The organism is Klebsiella sp. CN_Kp100 (assembly GCF_040065315.1).
In the GTDB taxonomy this organism is placed as follows: Bacteria; Pseudomonadota; Gammaproteobacteria; order Enterobacterales; family Enterobacteriaceae; genus Klebsiella; species Klebsiella oxytoca.
This window is the reverse complement of record NZ_JBEAIJ010000008.1, coordinates 1-15,285: the sequence shown is the minus strand read 5'-3', so window position 1 is coordinate 15,285 and position 15,285 is coordinate 1. Positions and strand designations below refer to the sequence as shown.

Genomic DNA, 15,285 nt, shown 5'->3' with positions numbered 1-15,285 from the left:
ATAGCCCCTCACCAGGGGCTATTTACGCGTAATCAGCCGAGGAGAGATGATCTGGTTTCGCGACGCTCCCTGCCCCTCTTCCATACGCCGTAAAATACACTCCGCCAGGCTTTGCCCCATCTCCCGGGCGGGAGTCGTAACCCAGGTCAGCGGCAGATCATCCAGCGCCTCCTCGGGTAATTCCGCAAATGCCGCCAGCGCGACCCGCTGTTCGAAATAGCTTTCAACGCCATCCTCTCCGCTCTGTCGCCCGGCGCGCATCAGGCCAAACCACGCCCCGGTCGCGATCACGCTGTTATAACAGAGCACGGCGCTAATGGTCGGGTTTTGCCGCAGCAGGGCCGTCATCGCCTCCGCCGCCTGCTTCTGGCTTGAGCCGCACTCCACCACCCACTCGCTATGAAACGGCAGGCCATATTTCAGCAGGGTAGCGCAGTAGCCGCCAACCCGTTCGGCGCGCGTCAGGGATGAACTTTGCCCTCCCAGCCAGGCAATGCGCTGATGACCGCGTCGGATCAGGTGCTCGGTGACAATTTGCGCCGCCTGCATATTATCCGGGCGGATCAGGTCCACATCGTCGAGATAGCTGGCGCGGGAGGCGAAGACCAGCGGCATTCCGGCTTCCGCCGCGCGATCGCGCAGTTCGCCCCCCCGATCGATGGCGCCAGCAATCACTACGCCATCGACCCCCTGCGAAACCAGGGTATCAAAACGCTGGAGCATTTTTTCTCCGCTGTGCCCGCCCTGGGTGAGGAAGACCATTCTGCCCTGCGACTCAAGCGCATCGGTCAATCCGGCGGTCATCTCCGCGTAGAAAGGCTTCGACAAGTCGCTGACGATCAGGCCAATCACCCCGCTCTGGCCGCCGCGCAGGGACGCCGCCTGGCGGTTACGCACAAAGCCCAACTGTTCAATGGCGTGATTGACGCGCTCGCCGGTTGCCGACGAAATACGCCCCTTGCCGCTCAGTACCAGCGAGACGGTACTGACGGATACCCCCGCCGCCTGCGCGACATCATTAATGGTAATTTTTTTCGCGATAGCCATAACTGCAGGCCGACTCCCTTTGGCTGTCGATAAAACGTTTTATCAGGATGCCCTCTTTATAAACTTTATTATCGCTGGAATATGTGATTTTTATCGCACTAAAGTTTGGTAAAACGTTTTATCTTTTCGTGGCGTTGCATCCTACCGATAACTTTTAGAACCAGGATTCATGTTATGACGGCGAAAACAGCAAACAAAATTACCTTGTGGGAGTTTTTCCAGCAGCTCGGGAAAACCTTCATGTTACCCGTAGCATTACTCTCCTTTTGCGGGATCATGCTGGGGATCGGCAGCTCTCTGAGCAGCCATGATGTCCTGACGCTTCTGCCGTGGCTGGACGTGCCGCTGCTGCAGGCCGTTTTCGTCTGGATGGGCAAAGTCGGCTCCTTTGCCTTCAGCTTTCTGCCGGTGATGTTTTGTATCGCCATTCCGCTGGGTCTGGCGCGAGAAAACAAAGGCGTCGCCGCGTTTGCCGGTTTTGTCGGCTACGCGGTAATGAACCTGGCGGTAAACTTCTGGCTGACGGCCAAAGGTATTCTGCCGACCACCGATGCCGCCATCCTCAAAGCCAATAACATCCAGAACATTATCGGTATTCAATCGATCGACACCGGGATTCTCGGCGCGGTGATCGCCGGGATCATCGTCTGGATGCTGCACGAACGTTTCCATAACATCCGCCTGCCCGACGCGCTGGCCTTTTTTGGCGGTACCCGCTTTGTGCCCATTATTACGACCGTGGTTCTCGGCCTGGTCGGTCTGGTGATCCCGCTAATATGGCCCGTTTTCGCCATGGGGATTAACGCACTCGGCCAGGTCATCAATAGCGCAGGTGATTTCGGACCGATGATCTTCGGTACCGGTGAACGCCTGCTGCTGCCTTTTGGCCTGCACCATATTCTGGTGGCGCTGATCCGCTTTACCGAAGCGGGCGGCACCCTGGACGTTTGCGGTCATAGCGTCAGCGGCGCGCTGACGATTTTCCAGGCCCAGCTAAGCTGCCCGACCAGCCACGGCTTCGCCGAGAGCGCGACCCGCTTCCTGTCACAGGGTAAAATGCCGGCATTCCTCGGCGGCCTGCCGGGCGCAGCGCTGGCGATGTATCACTGCGCGCGTCCGGAAAATCGCCATAAGATTAAAGGCCTGCTGATTTCCGGCGTTATCGCCTGCGTGGTAGGCGGCACCACCGAACCGCTGGAATTCCTGTTCCTGTTCGTCGCGCCGGTTCTCTACGTTATCCATGCGTTACTGACCGGCCTGGGCTTTACCGTAATGGCGATCCTCGGCGTGACAATCGGCAACACCGACGGCAACGTTATCGACTTTGTGGTATTCGGCATTCTGCACGGTCTGTCCACCAGGTGGTACATGGTACCGGTGGTTGCGGCCATCTGGTTTGCGGTTTACTACGGTATCTTCCGTTTCGCGATCTCCCGCTTTAACCTGAAAACGCCGGGACGCGATATTGAAACAACGAGCGCATTTGAGAAAGCTGTCACCGGCGTGACCGGCAAATCAGGGTATAACGTTCCGGCGATTCTGGCCGCACTCGGCGGCGCGGAAAATATCGTTTCGCTCGATAACTGCATTACCCGCCTGCGTCTGTCGGTTAACGATATGAGCAAAGTCGACAGCGCCGCGCTGAAAGCGAATCGCGCCATCGGCGTGGTTCAGCTCAACCAGCATAACCTGCAGGTAGTGATTGGCCCGCAGGTGCAGTCGGTAAAAGATGAAATGGCTGTCCTGATGAATACCGTCGAGGCATAAGCTCCGCCCCCGCCTTGCGGCAGGGGGCCAGGATTAAGGAAGTTGCGATGTTTGATTTTTCAAAGCAGATCGACCGTCACGGTACCTGGTGCACGCAGTGGGATTACGTCGCCGACCGTTTTGGCGTAGCCGACCTGCTGCCCTTTACGATCTCCGACATGGATTTCGCCACCGCCCCCTGTATTCTTGATGCCGTCAGCAAACGTCTGGGGCACGGTGTTTTTGGCTACAGCCGGTGGAAAAATGATGAATTCCTCGGCGCGGTGAGCCACTGGTTCGCCAGCCGTTTTCATAGCCCAATCAACCGCGAAGCGATTGTTTACGGGCCATCGGTGATCTATATGGTCGCGGAGATGATTCGTCAGTGGTCAGCAGTGGGCGACGGCATCGTGGTACACACTCCGGCCTACGATGCCTTTTATAAAACCATTGAAGGCAACCAGCGGCGCGTCGCGGCCGTGCCGCTCTCTCTCGACAACCATCACTGGCGCTGCGATATGGCGGCCCTGGAGCGGGTACTGGCTCAGCCGCGTAATACCGTTCTGCTGCTGTGCAGCCCGCACAACCCCACCGGCAAGGTCTGGACCCGTGAAGAGCTGGAAACCATGGCGCAGCTGTGTGAGAAGCATGGGGTAAAAGTGATTAGCGACGAGATCCATATGGACATGGTCTGGGACGGGCAGCAGCACATCCCGTGGTGCGACGTGGCCCGCAGCCCCTGGGCGCTCTTCACCTCCGGCTCGAAAAGCTTCAACATTCCGGCATTTACCGGCGCATACGGCTTGATTGACGATCCCGCCGTGCGCGAAAGCTATCTGCACGCGCTGAAGAGCCGCGATGGCCTCTCATCACCTTCCGTGCCGGCGCTGGTCGCCCATATTGCCGCCTATCGCGAGGGAGCGCCCTGGCTGGATGCCCTGCGCGGTTATTTGCAGGAAAATATGCGCTTCATCGCTGGCGAACTGAATCAGGCGTTTCCGGAGCTAGGCTGGCAGCCACCGCAGGCGACTTACCTGGCGTGGATTGACCTGCGCCCGCTGGCCGTTGACGATCGCGCTCTGCAAAAAGCACTTATCGAGGAGCAGAAGGTCGCCATTATGCCCGGCTACACTTACGGCGAAGAGGGTAAGGGCTTTGTCCGTCTCAACGCCGGTTGCCCACGCGAGAAGCTGGAAAAAGGCGTGCAGGGATTAATCGCCGCCCTGCGTTCGCTGCGCTAATTATTTTCCCTTCAATAATCAGGTAGCGGGCTCCCCGCTACCGCTGGCGTTTATTTCACCGGCGCTTTGCGCGGTACAAACATTAAGCGCGAATAAAATCATAGTTCTCTCTGTGCCACGCCGATGAGATTCACCTGACCGCGGAAAAAATAACCTCTGGCTTATTAACCGTCTCAATCCCGCTCCCCTGCCTGCCCCCGACCTAAGAGTCTCCGGGCATAATGAGACCAAATTTTGACGAGACGCAAAAAAATTCGCGCCGCAAAGGTGTATTTAATTGCCGCTTTTCATTCCCGTCAAAGTATTAATCAGGAGGACGAAATTATGAAAACTTACGATCGTAACCGTAATGCTATCTCTACCGGCAGCATGGTTATGGTAGCCGATAGCGGCGCGACGGGCGTCATTAAGGCCATCCACGCTGAAGGTAAAACGGCGGAGCAGATCCGTCGTGCTGATTGCGTGGAAATAGACGGACACGAAGGGTTATTTAGCCCGCTGAACCTGATTCGTCTGGGCTTTAACTGAATTCGCGTACCGTCATTAACAGCAGGCCGCGAATAAGCGGTCGTGAAAGGCCACCAGCGCGTGGCCTTTTATATTCTCTTTATCGGTCAATTTGATCCTGTCGAGCGTTTTCAGGAACTAAACAGCGTAGTATCGCCCCTCTTCAACCCGCTACGGGTAATATACCTTCTGAGTTCAGAGGCATCTTCATGACATGGCAACAATTCAAACAGACGTGGCTGATTAAATTCTGGTCACCCGTTCCCGCCGTTATCGCCGCGGGGATTCTCTCAACCTACTACTTCGGCATTACCGGCACTTTTTGGGCCGTCACCGGCGAATTTACCCGCTGGGGCGGACAATTGCTGCAACTTATCGGCGTGCACAGCGAAGAGTGGGGGTACTACAAACTCATTCATCTTGAGGGCACCCCGCTCACTCGCATCGACGGCATGATGATCATCGGCATGTTCGGCGGCTGTTTCGCCGCTGCGCTGTGGGCGAATAACGTGAAGCTGCGTTTTCCTCGCAGCCGGGTGCGTATTCTGCAGGCCGTCGCCGGAGGCATCATTGCCGGCTTCGGCGCCCGTCTGGCGATGGGCTGTAACCTGGCCGCCTTCTTCACCGGTATCCCGCAGTTTTCTCTGCACGCCTGGTTCTTTGCCATCGCGACGGCTATCGGCACCTGGTTCGGCGCGCGTTTTACCTTGCTGCCCATCTTCCGTATTCCGGTTAAGATGCAAAAAGTGTCGCAGGCGTCGCCGCTGACGCAAAAACCTGACCAGGCGCGACGCCGGTTCCGTCTCGGGATGGTGGTCTTTTTTGCCATGATCGCCTGGGGTCTGCTCACCGCGGCTAACCAGCCGAAGCTCGGCCTGGCGCTGCTATTTGGCGTCGGGTTTGGCCTGCTTATCGAACGCGCGCAGATCTGCTTTACTTCTGCCTTTCGCGATATGTGGATCACCGGACGCACCAATATGGCGAAGGCAATCATTTTCGGTATGGCGGCCAGCGCCATCGGGATCTTCAGCTACGTGCAGCTTGGCATGGAACCAAAAATTATGTGGGCCGGCCCCAACGCGGTCATCGGCGGTCTGCTGTTTGGCTTTGGAATCGTCCTGGCGGGCGGCTGCGAAACCGGCTGGATGTACCGCGCGGTGGAAGGCCAGGTGCACTTCTGGTGGGTTGGGCTGGGCAACGTGATAGGTTCAACGATCCTGGCATACTACTGGGACGGACTCTCCCCGGCGCTGGCTACAAGCTGGGATAAAATCAACCTGCTGGCGACATTCGGGCCTTTCGGCGGCCTGCTGGTGACCTATCTCCTGCTGCTGATCGCGCTGGGTTTGGTTATTGGCTGGGAAAAACGCTTTTTCCGCCGCAAATCTCTCGCCACCTCAACGGTTAAGGAAAGCGCATGAAAACTCTGGTCCCGGACTATCGCCTGGATATGGTTGGCGAACCCTGCCCCTATCCTGCCATCGCCACGCTTGAAGCGATGCCCTCGCTGAAGAAAGGCGAAATTCTTGAAGTGGTCAGCGACTGCCCGCAGTCGATTAACAATATCCCGCTGGATGCCAAAAATCACGGCTATACCGTGCTCGATATTCAGCAAGATGGGCCAACCATCCGCTATTTGATTCAAAAATAGCCATCAAAAAGCCGGTAGCACGCTACCGGCCGTTATATGCGCTTGCCCGTCGGCGGCGGATGCCATACCGGGAATGAAACGATTACCAGCCCTTAACCGCATCGCCTTTATAAAGCTGTTCTGCCGCCGCGGCCACCTCATCGCTCTGGTAGGCCTTCACCAGATTTTTTACCTTTTCGCTATCTTTGTTTTCGATGCGGCTGGCAAAGATATTGACGTAGGGCGAATCTTTGCTTTCCACAAACAGGCCGTTGCGCGACGGTGACAGGCCCACCTGGCTTGAGAAAGTGGTATTAATTATCGCCATGGTTATCTGCTGGTCGTCCAGCGCGCGGGTAAGCTGCGGCGCCTCAATCTCGACGATTTTTAAGTTTTTCGGGTTATTAATGATATCAAGCGAAGTGGGCAGCAGACCGGTGCCCTCCTTCAATGTAATCAGCCCCTGCTTTTGCAGTAGCAGCAGCGAGCGTCCGAGGTTAGTTGGGTCATTGGGAACGGCCACCTGCGCGCCATCGGGCAGCTGGTCGACCGAACTGATTTTCTTCGAATAGGCGGCAATCGGATAAACGAACGTCGTGCCAACCTGAACCAGCTTATAGCCGCGCTCCTGAATTTGTTTATCCAGATAAGGCTTATGCTGGAAAGCATTAGCATCAAGATCGCCGTTGTTCAGCGCTTCGTTGGGCAGGACGAAATCATTAAACGTCACCACTTCGACGTCGAGATTGTACTTCTCTTTTGCCACTTTTTGCGCCACCGCCCAGACCTCCTGGTCAACGCCTGCGCTAATGCCCACTTTGATGTGGTTAGGGTCCTGCTCGCCAGGTTTGCAGGCTGCCAGCAGCAGCGAGCTTGCGACAACCAGCGGTACTGCAATTTTTTTTAACGTAAAGATCATATTCCCAGGGTCCTTTTTAAAATAGCCTGCCATTCATTGCAGGAAAACCAGCGCCAGAGACTATAGAAAATCACACGGGCGAAATTAAATACTGATTCACTATGATTAATAGCGTTTTGCTATGAGCGAATGCGACATGCTGCTCAGAGAGAGGGGAATCTTTCCTCACCACTCCCTTTTTCATTGATTTATTCGGTATTTTTCTCCTCTTTTAACCATTTATCGTTCTGATGTACAATGACGCGCACTTTAACTAAAAAAAGAGTGCGACCATGATTGATTTAACTTTGCCATTAACCGACATCCATCGCCATCTTGACGGTAACATCCGGGCCCAAACTATTCTCGATCTTGGCCGCCAGTATAACCTCGCACTTCCGGCAAATACGCTCGAAACATTACGTCCTCATGTACAGGTCACCAGCAATGAGCCCGACCTGGTTAGCTTCCTCTCTAAGCTGGATTGGGGTGTAAAAATGCTCGCCTCTCTGGATGCCTGCCGCCGCGTTGCCTATGAAAACCTTGAAGATGCCGCGCGCAACGGACTGCATTACGTCGAACTGCGTTTCTCTCCGCGCTATATGGCGATGACCCACCAGCTGCCGGTAGCGGGCGTCGTCGAAGCGGTGATCGCCGGGGTAAAAGAAGGCAGCCGCGACTTTAACGTTGAAGCCCGTCTGATCGGTATTCTGAGCCGCACCTTCGGCGAAGCGGCGTGCGAGGAAGAGCTCGAAGCCCTGCTCGCCCACCGCGACGGCATTACCGCCCTCGACCTCGCCGGCGATGAACTTGGCTTCCCAGGGAATCTGTTTATGGAGCACTTCCGCCGCGCGCGCGATGCGGGCTGGCGGATCACGGTCCATGCAGGCGAAGCCGCCGGTCCGGAAAGCATCTGGCAGGCCATTCGCGAGCTGGGAGCCGAACGCATCGGCCACGGTGTGAAGGCGGTGCAGGACCCGGCGCTGATGGACTATCTCGCCGCGCAGCGCATCGGCATTGAGTCCTGTCTGACCTCCAATATCCAGACCAGCACCGTGCCGTCGCTGGCCCGGCATCCGCTGAAAACTTTCCTCGCGCACGGCGTGTTGGCCTGCATTAATACCGACGACCCCGCCGTCCAGGGCGTCGATATTATCCACGAATATACGGTTGCCGCCCCGGCTGCCGGCCTGAGCCGCGAGCAGATTCGCCAGGCGCAGATCAACGGCCTGGAACTCGCCTTTTTAAGCGCCGGGGAAAAAGCAGCGCTGATGCAGCGCGTTCAGCAGGCTTGATCGACTCCCCCGTGATAAACGGGGGTCATTCAACGCCGGGCGGTTGGTGTCGCCGGGATGACCTAATTCAGACACAGCGTCGTTCGATGTCTGGCCGACTCGAGGCCAAACTCAATCAGCTCCATAATCTGAATCGCCTGGCTTGCCGGAACCGGATTAGTGCCGCTTCCGTTAAGTGCATCGCGAATAGCGGCATAATAGGCCGGATAGTTACCCGGCAGCGTAAGCCACGACTCCTCGGTTATGTCCTCGCCCTCCGCTCGCGTCAGCACCCCGTCGCGCATATCGTATCCCCAGTCTTCCTGCGGCAGACGTTCGCCGCTTTTCAGCCGCTCCTCCTGCGGGTCGAGACCGTATTTCACATAGCTTCCTCGCGAACCGTGGATAATAAAGCGCGCCGTTTCCGCCGCAGCGACCAGAGTTCCGTGCAGCACGACCCGACGCTGCGGCCAGGCTAAAACCGCATGAAAATAGTCGGTGGACTGGGAGCCCGGACGTAACTGCGCCAGATCAACCTGCATGCTAACCGGCAGGCCGAAGAGATTTACCACCTGGTCCAGCAGATGCGGAGCAAGATCGTACCAGATGCCGCTCCCCGGTCCGCCTTGTTCACGCCAGCGATTACGCACCTGCGGTCGATAGCGATCGAAATGAGACTCAAAGTATCCTACTTCCCCCAGTAGCCCTTCGTTAATCAGCGCTTTTACCGTCAGAAAATCGCTGTCCCAGCGGCGGTTATGGAATACCGACAGCAGCCGCCCGCCGCTTTTTGCCAGCGCTTCAAGCTCACGCGCCTGTGACAGTGTCACGGTAAAGGGTTTATCGACGACTACGTGCTTGCCCGCCTCCAGCGCGGCCTTGGCCAGCGGAAAATGGGTGTCGTTTGGGGTCGGGATCACCACCAAATCGATATTGGGGTCGTTCAAAATCCGCTCTGGCCCGCTAACCACCGGCAATGCAGGCCAATCGGCATGCACTTTATTTTCATCGCTGCTGGCCACGGCGGCCAGCGTCATCCCTGGCGTACCGCTGATTAACGGCGCATGAAAGGTCTTGCTCGCGTAGCCATAACCGATTAATCCTACCCGGATAGCATCACTCATATTTTACCCCCTTAACGAGAATAACGGTGTCCCAGTTACGCTGCGGATAAGACCTCTGTTAACGCATGTTGCCCGCGTTATCGCGCAGCATTACGTCATTTGCGCAACTAAGTTCATGTAACACTTGCGTTACTTCAATCCTCTAGTACCATTTCCTTCTGGTTTCACAATTTGCTACAGAGTTATGGAAAACGTTTTTAACCGTATTGTAGAACTTATTGGCTGGATTGTTTTGGGCGTCTCAGCCCTGCTTTTAGTTATCGCTCATCATATTGATAACTACCAGTCCCCACCTACCGTTGATACTGTTCAGGCGAAGCCGCTGGCGAAATAAACAGTGACCCGCTTCGCAACTATGCAACCGGTTTCTGAAACCGGTTGCATAGCGGTGCAGGGTTTTATTACAATCTCCTTATCAATCGATAAGGAGTTTCTTCATGTCCGGATTTCCGCAGCATTTTTTATGGGGAGCCGCTACCGCAGCCTGGCAGGTTGAGGGCGGACACGATGCCGACGGCAAAGGCCCTTCTATCTGGGATATCTACTCCCATCTCCCAGGCACCACTTTTCAGGGCACCACCGGCGATATCGCCGTAGACCATTACCATCGCTTTCGCGAAGATGTTGCGCTGATGGCGGAAATGGGTCTGCAAAGCTATCGCTTCTCAATTTCATGGCCGCGTCTGCTGCCCGAAGGCCGCGGCGAGGTTAACGAGGCTGGGGTTCAGTTCTACAGCGATCTGATTGATGAGCTGCTGGCGCATAATATTGAACCGATGATCACCCTGTATCACTGGGATCTTCCGCAGGCGTTGCAGGAGGAAGGCGGCTGGGAAGCGCGCAGTACGGCGGAAGCGTTCGCTGAGTACGCCCGCCTCTGCTATCAGCGCTTCGGCTCGCGGGTCAAATTGTGGGCGACCTTCAACGAAACTATCGTCTTTATCGGGCATGGCTATATTAACGGCATCCACCCGCCAGCGGTGCGCGACCCTGCGCGCGCGATTCAGGCCTGCCACCACGTCTTTATCGCCCATGCGCTGGCCGTGAAAGCGTTTAGTGAAATGGCAGTCGAGGGGCAGATAGGTTTTGTCAACGTACTGCAGCCGCATACCCCTTTAACCGACAGCGAGGAGGATATGCGCGCGACGGCGATGGCGGATGCTATTCACACCCACTGGCTTTACGATCCGGTGCTAAAAGGTCAATACCCTGAAGAGCTCCTGCAACAAACCCAGGCGCTGTGGGGCGTTCCGGCTTTTGCCGCAGGCGACGATGCGCTGCTGCGTGAAAACCGCTGTGATTTTATCGGCCTGAACTACTACCGCCGCGAAACCGTCTCAGCGCAGCCCCCGGAGGTTCCGACCGGCGGCGAACCCGGCGTCGACGGGCTGTTCTATTTTGTACGCAACCCGCAAAGTACCTATACCGAATGGGGCTGGGAAATTTGGCCTCAGGGGTTAACCGACGGGATCATGATGATTAAAGCGCGCTACGGTGACATACCGATTTACATCACCGAAAACGGACTCGGGGCCATTGACCCGATCATCGATGGCGAAATCGTCGACGACCCGCGTATTGACTATCTGAGTAGCCACATAACTGCGCTGGAAAAAGCGCTGGAACTGGGCGCTGACGTGCGCGGCTATTATCCCTGGTCCTTTATTGATCTATTAAGCTGGCTCAACGGTTATAAAAAACAGTACGGCTTTGTTTATGTTGATCATCAGAACAATCTGGCGCGTAAACGTAAAAAGAGCTTTTTCTGGTACCAAAACGTTATTGCCAGCCGAGGCGAACAGCGTTAATCTTCTCTCCCAGGCGCCATCCGGCGCCTGATTCAGTTCTGGAATACTCTTAAATTCCTTTTTACCAGGCCAGAAACATCATCTGTTCTTGTTCCGGGTATTTACAACCGAAATAATTCCATACAGTTTACTGAAAAAAAGGAACGGCCGGTTGAGAACAGGTTTACACAGAATGGGTATATTCAACTTAAATTATTCTGATTATAAAATGGATACGCAAATGACTGTTCAGGACTACTTATTAAAATTTCGTAAAATCAGCACGCTGGAAAGTCTGGAAAAACTTTTTGATCACCTTAACTATTCCCTGACCGATAACGAAGAGATCGTCAACATGTATCGCGCCGCAGACCATCGTCGGGCGGAGCTGGTTTCTGGCGGCAAATTGTTCAACATTGGCGAGGTGCCCAAGTCCGTCTGGCGCTACGTGCAATAAAGACTGTCATCATTCACGCCAGTTGCTTATACTTCCGGCCCTGCTTTTATTGATAACTGGCGTTAAATTCGGGAGTAATAATGTCCTCTGACTCTGTGGAACGTATTGGCGGATGGCTTCTGGCGCCGCTGGCATGGCTCCTGGTGGCCCTGCTTAGCGCCTCATTGTCGCTGCTGTTTTTTGCTGATGCTCTGATGTCTTCCCAGACTTATACCCTGCTGCGCAATATGAGTGCTGAGCATCTCGCCTTGTGGATTGCTTCTCTGGCCTTCGCGATCGCCATGTGGTACTACACGCTGTGGTTGACCATTGCCTTTTTCAAGCGGCGGAAAGGGGTGCCAAAGCATTACATTATCTGGCTGCTGATTACGCTTCTGCTGGCGGTAAAAGCATTTGCCTTTTCCCCAATATCAGACGCTCTGGCGCTGCGCCAGCTGCTGTTTCCCCTTCTCGCTGCGGCGCTGCTGGCTCCCTATTTCAAGCGTTCTGAACGGGTTAAGCGGACCTTTGTGAATCCGTAATAACCACACAGTTAACCTGTTGTCGCCGGTATCGATTTATTCGATAATAGACGGCTTTTTCTATTTCAGGTCGAATAATGGCTGATTATTTACTGCTCTTTGTTGGCACCGTTCTTGTTAACAACTTCGTGCTGGTGAAGTTTCTGGGACTGTGCCCGTTTATGGGGGTTTCCAAAAAGCTGGAAGCCGCTATGGGAATGGGGCTCGCCACCACCTTTGTGATGACGCTGGCCTCAATTTGCGCCTGGCTGATTGATACCTGGATCCTTATTCCGCTGGACCTGGTCTATTTACGGACCCTGGCCTTTATCCTGGTTATCGCCGTAGTGGTGCAATTTACCGAAATGGTGGTGCGTAAAACCAGTCCGGCGTTGTATCGCCTGTTGGGCATCTTCCTGCCGCTGATCACCACCAACTGCGCGGTGCTCGGCGTTGCGCTGCTCAACATTAACCTCGGGCATAATTTCCTGCAGTCTGCGCTGTACGGCTTTGCTGCCGCCGTCGGCTTTTCGCTGGTGATGGTGCTTTTCGCCTCCATCCGCGAGCGTCTGGTGGTTGCCGATGTGCCGGCGCCGTTTCGCGGTAATGCCATTGCGCTGGTCACTGCCGGTTTAATGTCTCTCGCCTTTATGGGCTTTAGTGGTTTGGTGAAGTTGTAATGAATGCTGTCTGGATAGCCGTGGTTGCCATTAGCCTGCTGGGGCTGATTTTCGGCTTAATTCTGGGGTACGCTTCGCGCCGTTTTGAGGTGGAAGATGACCCGGTGGTGGAAAAAATTGACGCCCTGCTACCGCAGAGCCAGTGCGGTCAGTGCGGTTACCCCGGCTGTCGTCCCTACGCGGAAGCCGTAGGCACTCAGGGTGAGAAAATTAACTGCTGCGCGCCCGGCGGCGAAGCGGTGATGCTCAAAATCGCTGAACTGTTGAACGTCGACCCGCAGCCTACGGACGGCGATGCGCAAGAAGCCGTACCTGCGCGAATGCTGGCGGTGATCGACGAAGCGAACTGCATCGGCTGCACAAAATGCATTCAGGCCTGTCCTGTGGATGCCATCGTCGGCGCCACCCGTGCGATGCATACGGTGATGAGCGACCTCTGCACCGGCTGTAATCTTTGCGTCGCGCCTTGTCCGACGCAATGTATTGAACTGCGCCCGGTGGCGGCGACGACAGAAACCTGGAAATGGGATCTTCAAACCATCCCGGTACGCATTATTCCCGTGGAACAACATGTTTAAGTTATTTTCCGCATTTCGCAAAGACAAAGTCTGGGACTTCAACGGCGGCATTCATCCGCCGGAAATGAAAACCCAGTCTAACGGTACCCCGCTGCGTCAGGTTTCCCTGCCGCAGCGTTTTGTCATCCCGCTGAAACAACACATCGGCGCGGAAGGTGAGCTCTGCGTCCAGCCGGGCGATCGCGTCCTGCGCGGCCAGCCGCTAACCCGCGGCTGGGGCAGAATGCTGCCGGTGCACGCGCCAACGTCCGGCATCGTGGCGGCGATTGCCCCCCACTCGACCGCCCACCCTTCCGCGCTGGCGGAAATGAGCGTCATTATTGATGCCGATGGTGAAGACCGCTGGATTGAGCGCGATGGCTGGAACGATTACCAGAATAAATCCCGCGAAGAGCTGATTGAGCGCATTCACCAGTTTGGCGTAGCCGGGCTTGGCGGCGCCGGTTTCCCCACCGGCACTAAGCTGCGCGGGGGCGGCGACAGAATCGAAACATTAATCATCAACGCGGCGGAGTGTGAGCCCTATATCACCGCTGACGATCGCCTGATGCAGGATTGCGCGGCGCAAATCGTTGAGGGAATTCGCATCCTTGCCCATATTCTGCAACCTGCACAGGTGCTGATCGGCATCGAGGATAATAAACCGCAGGCGATTTCGATGCTCCGCGCGGTACTTGCCGACACGCACGGTATTTCGCTGCGCGTAATCCCGACGAAATACCCCTCAGGCGGTGCAAAACAGCTGACGCAAATCCTCACCGGTAAACAGGTGCCCCACGGTGGGCGCTCCTCTGATATCGGCGTATTGATGCAAAACGTCGGCACCGCCTATGCGGTGAAACGTGCGGTGATAGACGGCGAGCCGCTGACGGAGCGCGTAGTCACCTTAACCGGCGAAGCGGTCACGCGTCCGGGCAACGTCTGGGCGCGCCTGGGTACGCCGGTCAGCCATCTGCTAAAAGATGCCGGTTTCTGCCCAGGCGCCGATCCGATGGTGATTATGGGCGGCCCGCTGATGGGCTTCACCCTGCCCTGGCTCGACGTGCCGGTGGTCAAAATCACCAACTGTCTGCTGGCGCCTTCGGCGAGCGAAATGGGCGAACCGGAAGAGGAAAAAGGCTGTATCCGCTGTAGCGCCTGCGCGGACGCCTGCCCGGCCGATCTTCTGCCGCAGCAGTTATACTGGTTCAGCAAAGGGCAGCAGCACGACAAAGCCACCAGCCATAACCTCGCCGATTGTATCGAGTGCGGCGCCTGCGCCTGGGTTTGTCCAAGCAATATCCCGCTGGTGCAGTACTTCCGCCAGGAGAAAGCCGAGATATACGCCATTGCGCAAGAAGAGAAACGCGCAGCGGAAGCGAAAGTCCGCTTTGAGGCGCGTCAGGCTCGCCTGGAACGGGATAAAGCCGCAAGGCTGGAACGTCATAAGCAGGCAGCCGTACAGCCAGCAGCGAAAGATCAGGATGCGATTAACGCCGCCCTTGCCCGCGTACGTGAAAAGCAGCGCAACGCGGCACAGCCGATTATCGTGCTCTCCGGCGAGAAACCGAATAACAGCGAAGCCATCGCCGCTCGCGAAGCCCGTAAGGCCGAGGCGCGGGCGCGCAGGGCTGAGCAGCTGGTAGTCCCGGCTGAACCTGCCCCGGACGCAGAGCAACCTGCTACCGTTGACCCGCGCAAGGCCGCCGTCGAGGCCGCGATCGCCCGGGCCAAAGCGCGCAAAGCGGGCCAGCAGGCAGCCCCGGCTGAACCTGCCCCCGCCGCAGAGCAACCTGCTACCGTTGACCCGCGCAAGGCCGCCGTCGAGGCCGCGATC

At 56.3% G+C, this 15,285-nt stretch carries 16 protein-coding genes; 13 read left to right on the top strand and 3 right to left on the bottom strand.

The window, feature by feature from the left end:
* Positions 1–18: 18 nt before the first annotated feature.
* Positions 19–1,047 (bottom strand): Mal regulon transcriptional regulator MalI, encoded by a 1,029-nt coding sequence (locus ABLV12_RS07620; protein ID WP_348866953.1) that lies wholly within the window; start codon positions 1,045–1,047, stop codon positions 19–21.
* A 174-nt stretch (positions 1,048–1,221) separates the two neighbouring features.
* Here ABLV12_RS07620 and malX point away from each other — a divergent pair, with 174 nt between their 5' ends.
* The 5 genes from malX to yedF all read left to right on the top strand — a co-directional run bounded on the left by malX (position 1,222) and on the right by yedF (position 6,192).
* Positions 1,222–2,814, top strand: a complete 1,593-nt coding sequence (malX, locus tag ABLV12_RS07615; protein ID WP_004113412.1) for a maltose/glucose-specific PTS transporter subunit IIBC — start codon at positions 1,222–1,224, stop codon at positions 2,812–2,814.
* Between the two features lie 47 nt (positions 2,815–2,861).
* Positions 2,862–4,034, top strand: a complete 1,173-nt coding sequence (locus ABLV12_RS07610; RefSeq protein ID WP_004102615.1) for a MalY/PatB family protein — start codon at positions 2,862–2,864, stop codon at positions 4,032–4,034.
* Positions 4,035–4,358: 324 nt separating this feature from the next.
* Entirely contained in the window at positions 4,359–4,562 is a 204-nt protein-coding gene (gene ydfZ, locus ABLV12_RS07605; RefSeq protein WP_004102617.1) for a putative selenium delivery protein YdfZ, read from the top strand.
* 188 nt (positions 4,563–4,750) lie between these two features.
* Complete coding sequence (gene yedE / locus ABLV12_RS07600; protein WP_004102618.1) at positions 4,751–5,962, top strand: selenium metabolism membrane protein YedE/FdhT; 1,212 nt, start codon at positions 4,751–4,753, stop codon at positions 5,960–5,962.
* A complete protein-coding gene (yedF, locus tag ABLV12_RS07595) occupies positions 5,959–6,192 on the top strand; it encodes a sulfurtransferase-like selenium metabolism protein YedF (RefSeq protein WP_004102619.1) in 234 nt (77 codons plus the stop codon). Before yedE ends, yedF begins: the two co-directional genes overlap by 4 nt.
* Before the next feature lie 82 nt (positions 6,193–6,274).
* Here yedF and metQ read toward each other — a convergent pair whose 3' ends face one another.
* Complete coding sequence (gene metQ / locus ABLV12_RS07590; RefSeq protein ID WP_004102620.1) at positions 6,275–7,090, bottom strand: methionine ABC transporter substrate-binding lipoprotein MetQ; 816 nt, start codon at positions 7,088–7,090, stop codon at positions 6,275–6,277.
* 272 nt (positions 7,091–7,362) lie between these two features.
* Here metQ and add point away from each other — a divergent pair, with 272 nt between their 5' ends.
* Positions 7,363–8,364, top strand: coding sequence for an adenosine deaminase (gene add / locus ABLV12_RS07585; RefSeq protein ID WP_004102621.1), 1,002 nt, complete (start codon positions 7,363–7,365; stop codon positions 8,362–8,364).
* A 62-nt stretch (positions 8,365–8,426) separates the two neighbouring features.
* Here the strand turns inward: add and ABLV12_RS07580 are convergent, their stop codons facing one another.
* Positions 8,427–9,467 (bottom strand): oxidoreductase, encoded by a 1,041-nt coding sequence (locus ABLV12_RS07580; RefSeq protein WP_004113414.1) that lies wholly within the window; start codon positions 9,465–9,467, stop codon positions 8,427–8,429.
* A gap of 184 nt (positions 9,468–9,651) precedes the next feature.
* Here ABLV12_RS07580 and blr point away from each other — a divergent pair, with 184 nt between their 5' ends.
* The 7 genes from blr to rsxC all read left to right on the top strand — a co-directional run.
* Positions 9,652–9,801 carry a division septum protein Blr gene (gene blr / locus ABLV12_RS07575; protein ID WP_017145752.1) on the top strand — a complete coding sequence of 50 codons (150 nt, stop codon included), beginning with the start codon at positions 9,652–9,654 and terminating at the stop codon, positions 9,799–9,801.
* A gap of 103 nt (positions 9,802–9,904) precedes the next feature.
* Positions 9,905–11,275: a GH1 family beta-glucosidase gene (locus tag ABLV12_RS07570; protein ID WP_160886300.1), complete on the top strand. Its 1,371-nt coding sequence runs from the start codon at positions 9,905–9,907 to the stop codon at positions 11,273–11,275.
* 220 nt (positions 11,276–11,495) lie between these two features.
* A complete protein-coding gene (ydgT, locus tag ABLV12_RS07565) occupies positions 11,496–11,711 on the top strand; it encodes a transcription modulator YdgT (RefSeq protein WP_004102628.1) in 216 nt (71 codons plus the stop codon).
* An 80-nt stretch (positions 11,712–11,791) separates the two neighbouring features.
* Entirely contained in the window at positions 11,792–12,232 is a 441-nt protein-coding gene (locus ABLV12_RS07560) for a DUF2569 domain-containing protein (RefSeq protein WP_016810106.1), read from the top strand.
* A gap of 77 nt (positions 12,233–12,309) precedes the next feature.
* A complete protein-coding gene (gene rsxA, locus ABLV12_RS07555; protein ID WP_004102633.1) occupies positions 12,310–12,891 on the top strand; it encodes an electron transport complex subunit RsxA in 582 nt (193 codons plus the stop codon).
* On the top strand, positions 12,891–13,469 hold the full coding sequence (gene rsxB / locus ABLV12_RS07550) for an electron transport complex subunit RsxB (protein WP_004102635.1): 579 nt from the start codon (positions 12,891–12,893) through the stop codon (positions 13,467–13,469). Before rsxA ends, rsxB begins: the two co-directional genes overlap by 1 nt.
* The coding region (gene rsxC / locus ABLV12_RS07545) for an electron transport complex subunit RsxC (protein ID WP_348866952.1) at positions 13,462–15,285 on the top strand (1,824 nt) is incomplete at its 3' end. The genes rsxB and rsxC, both read left to right, overlap by 8 nt.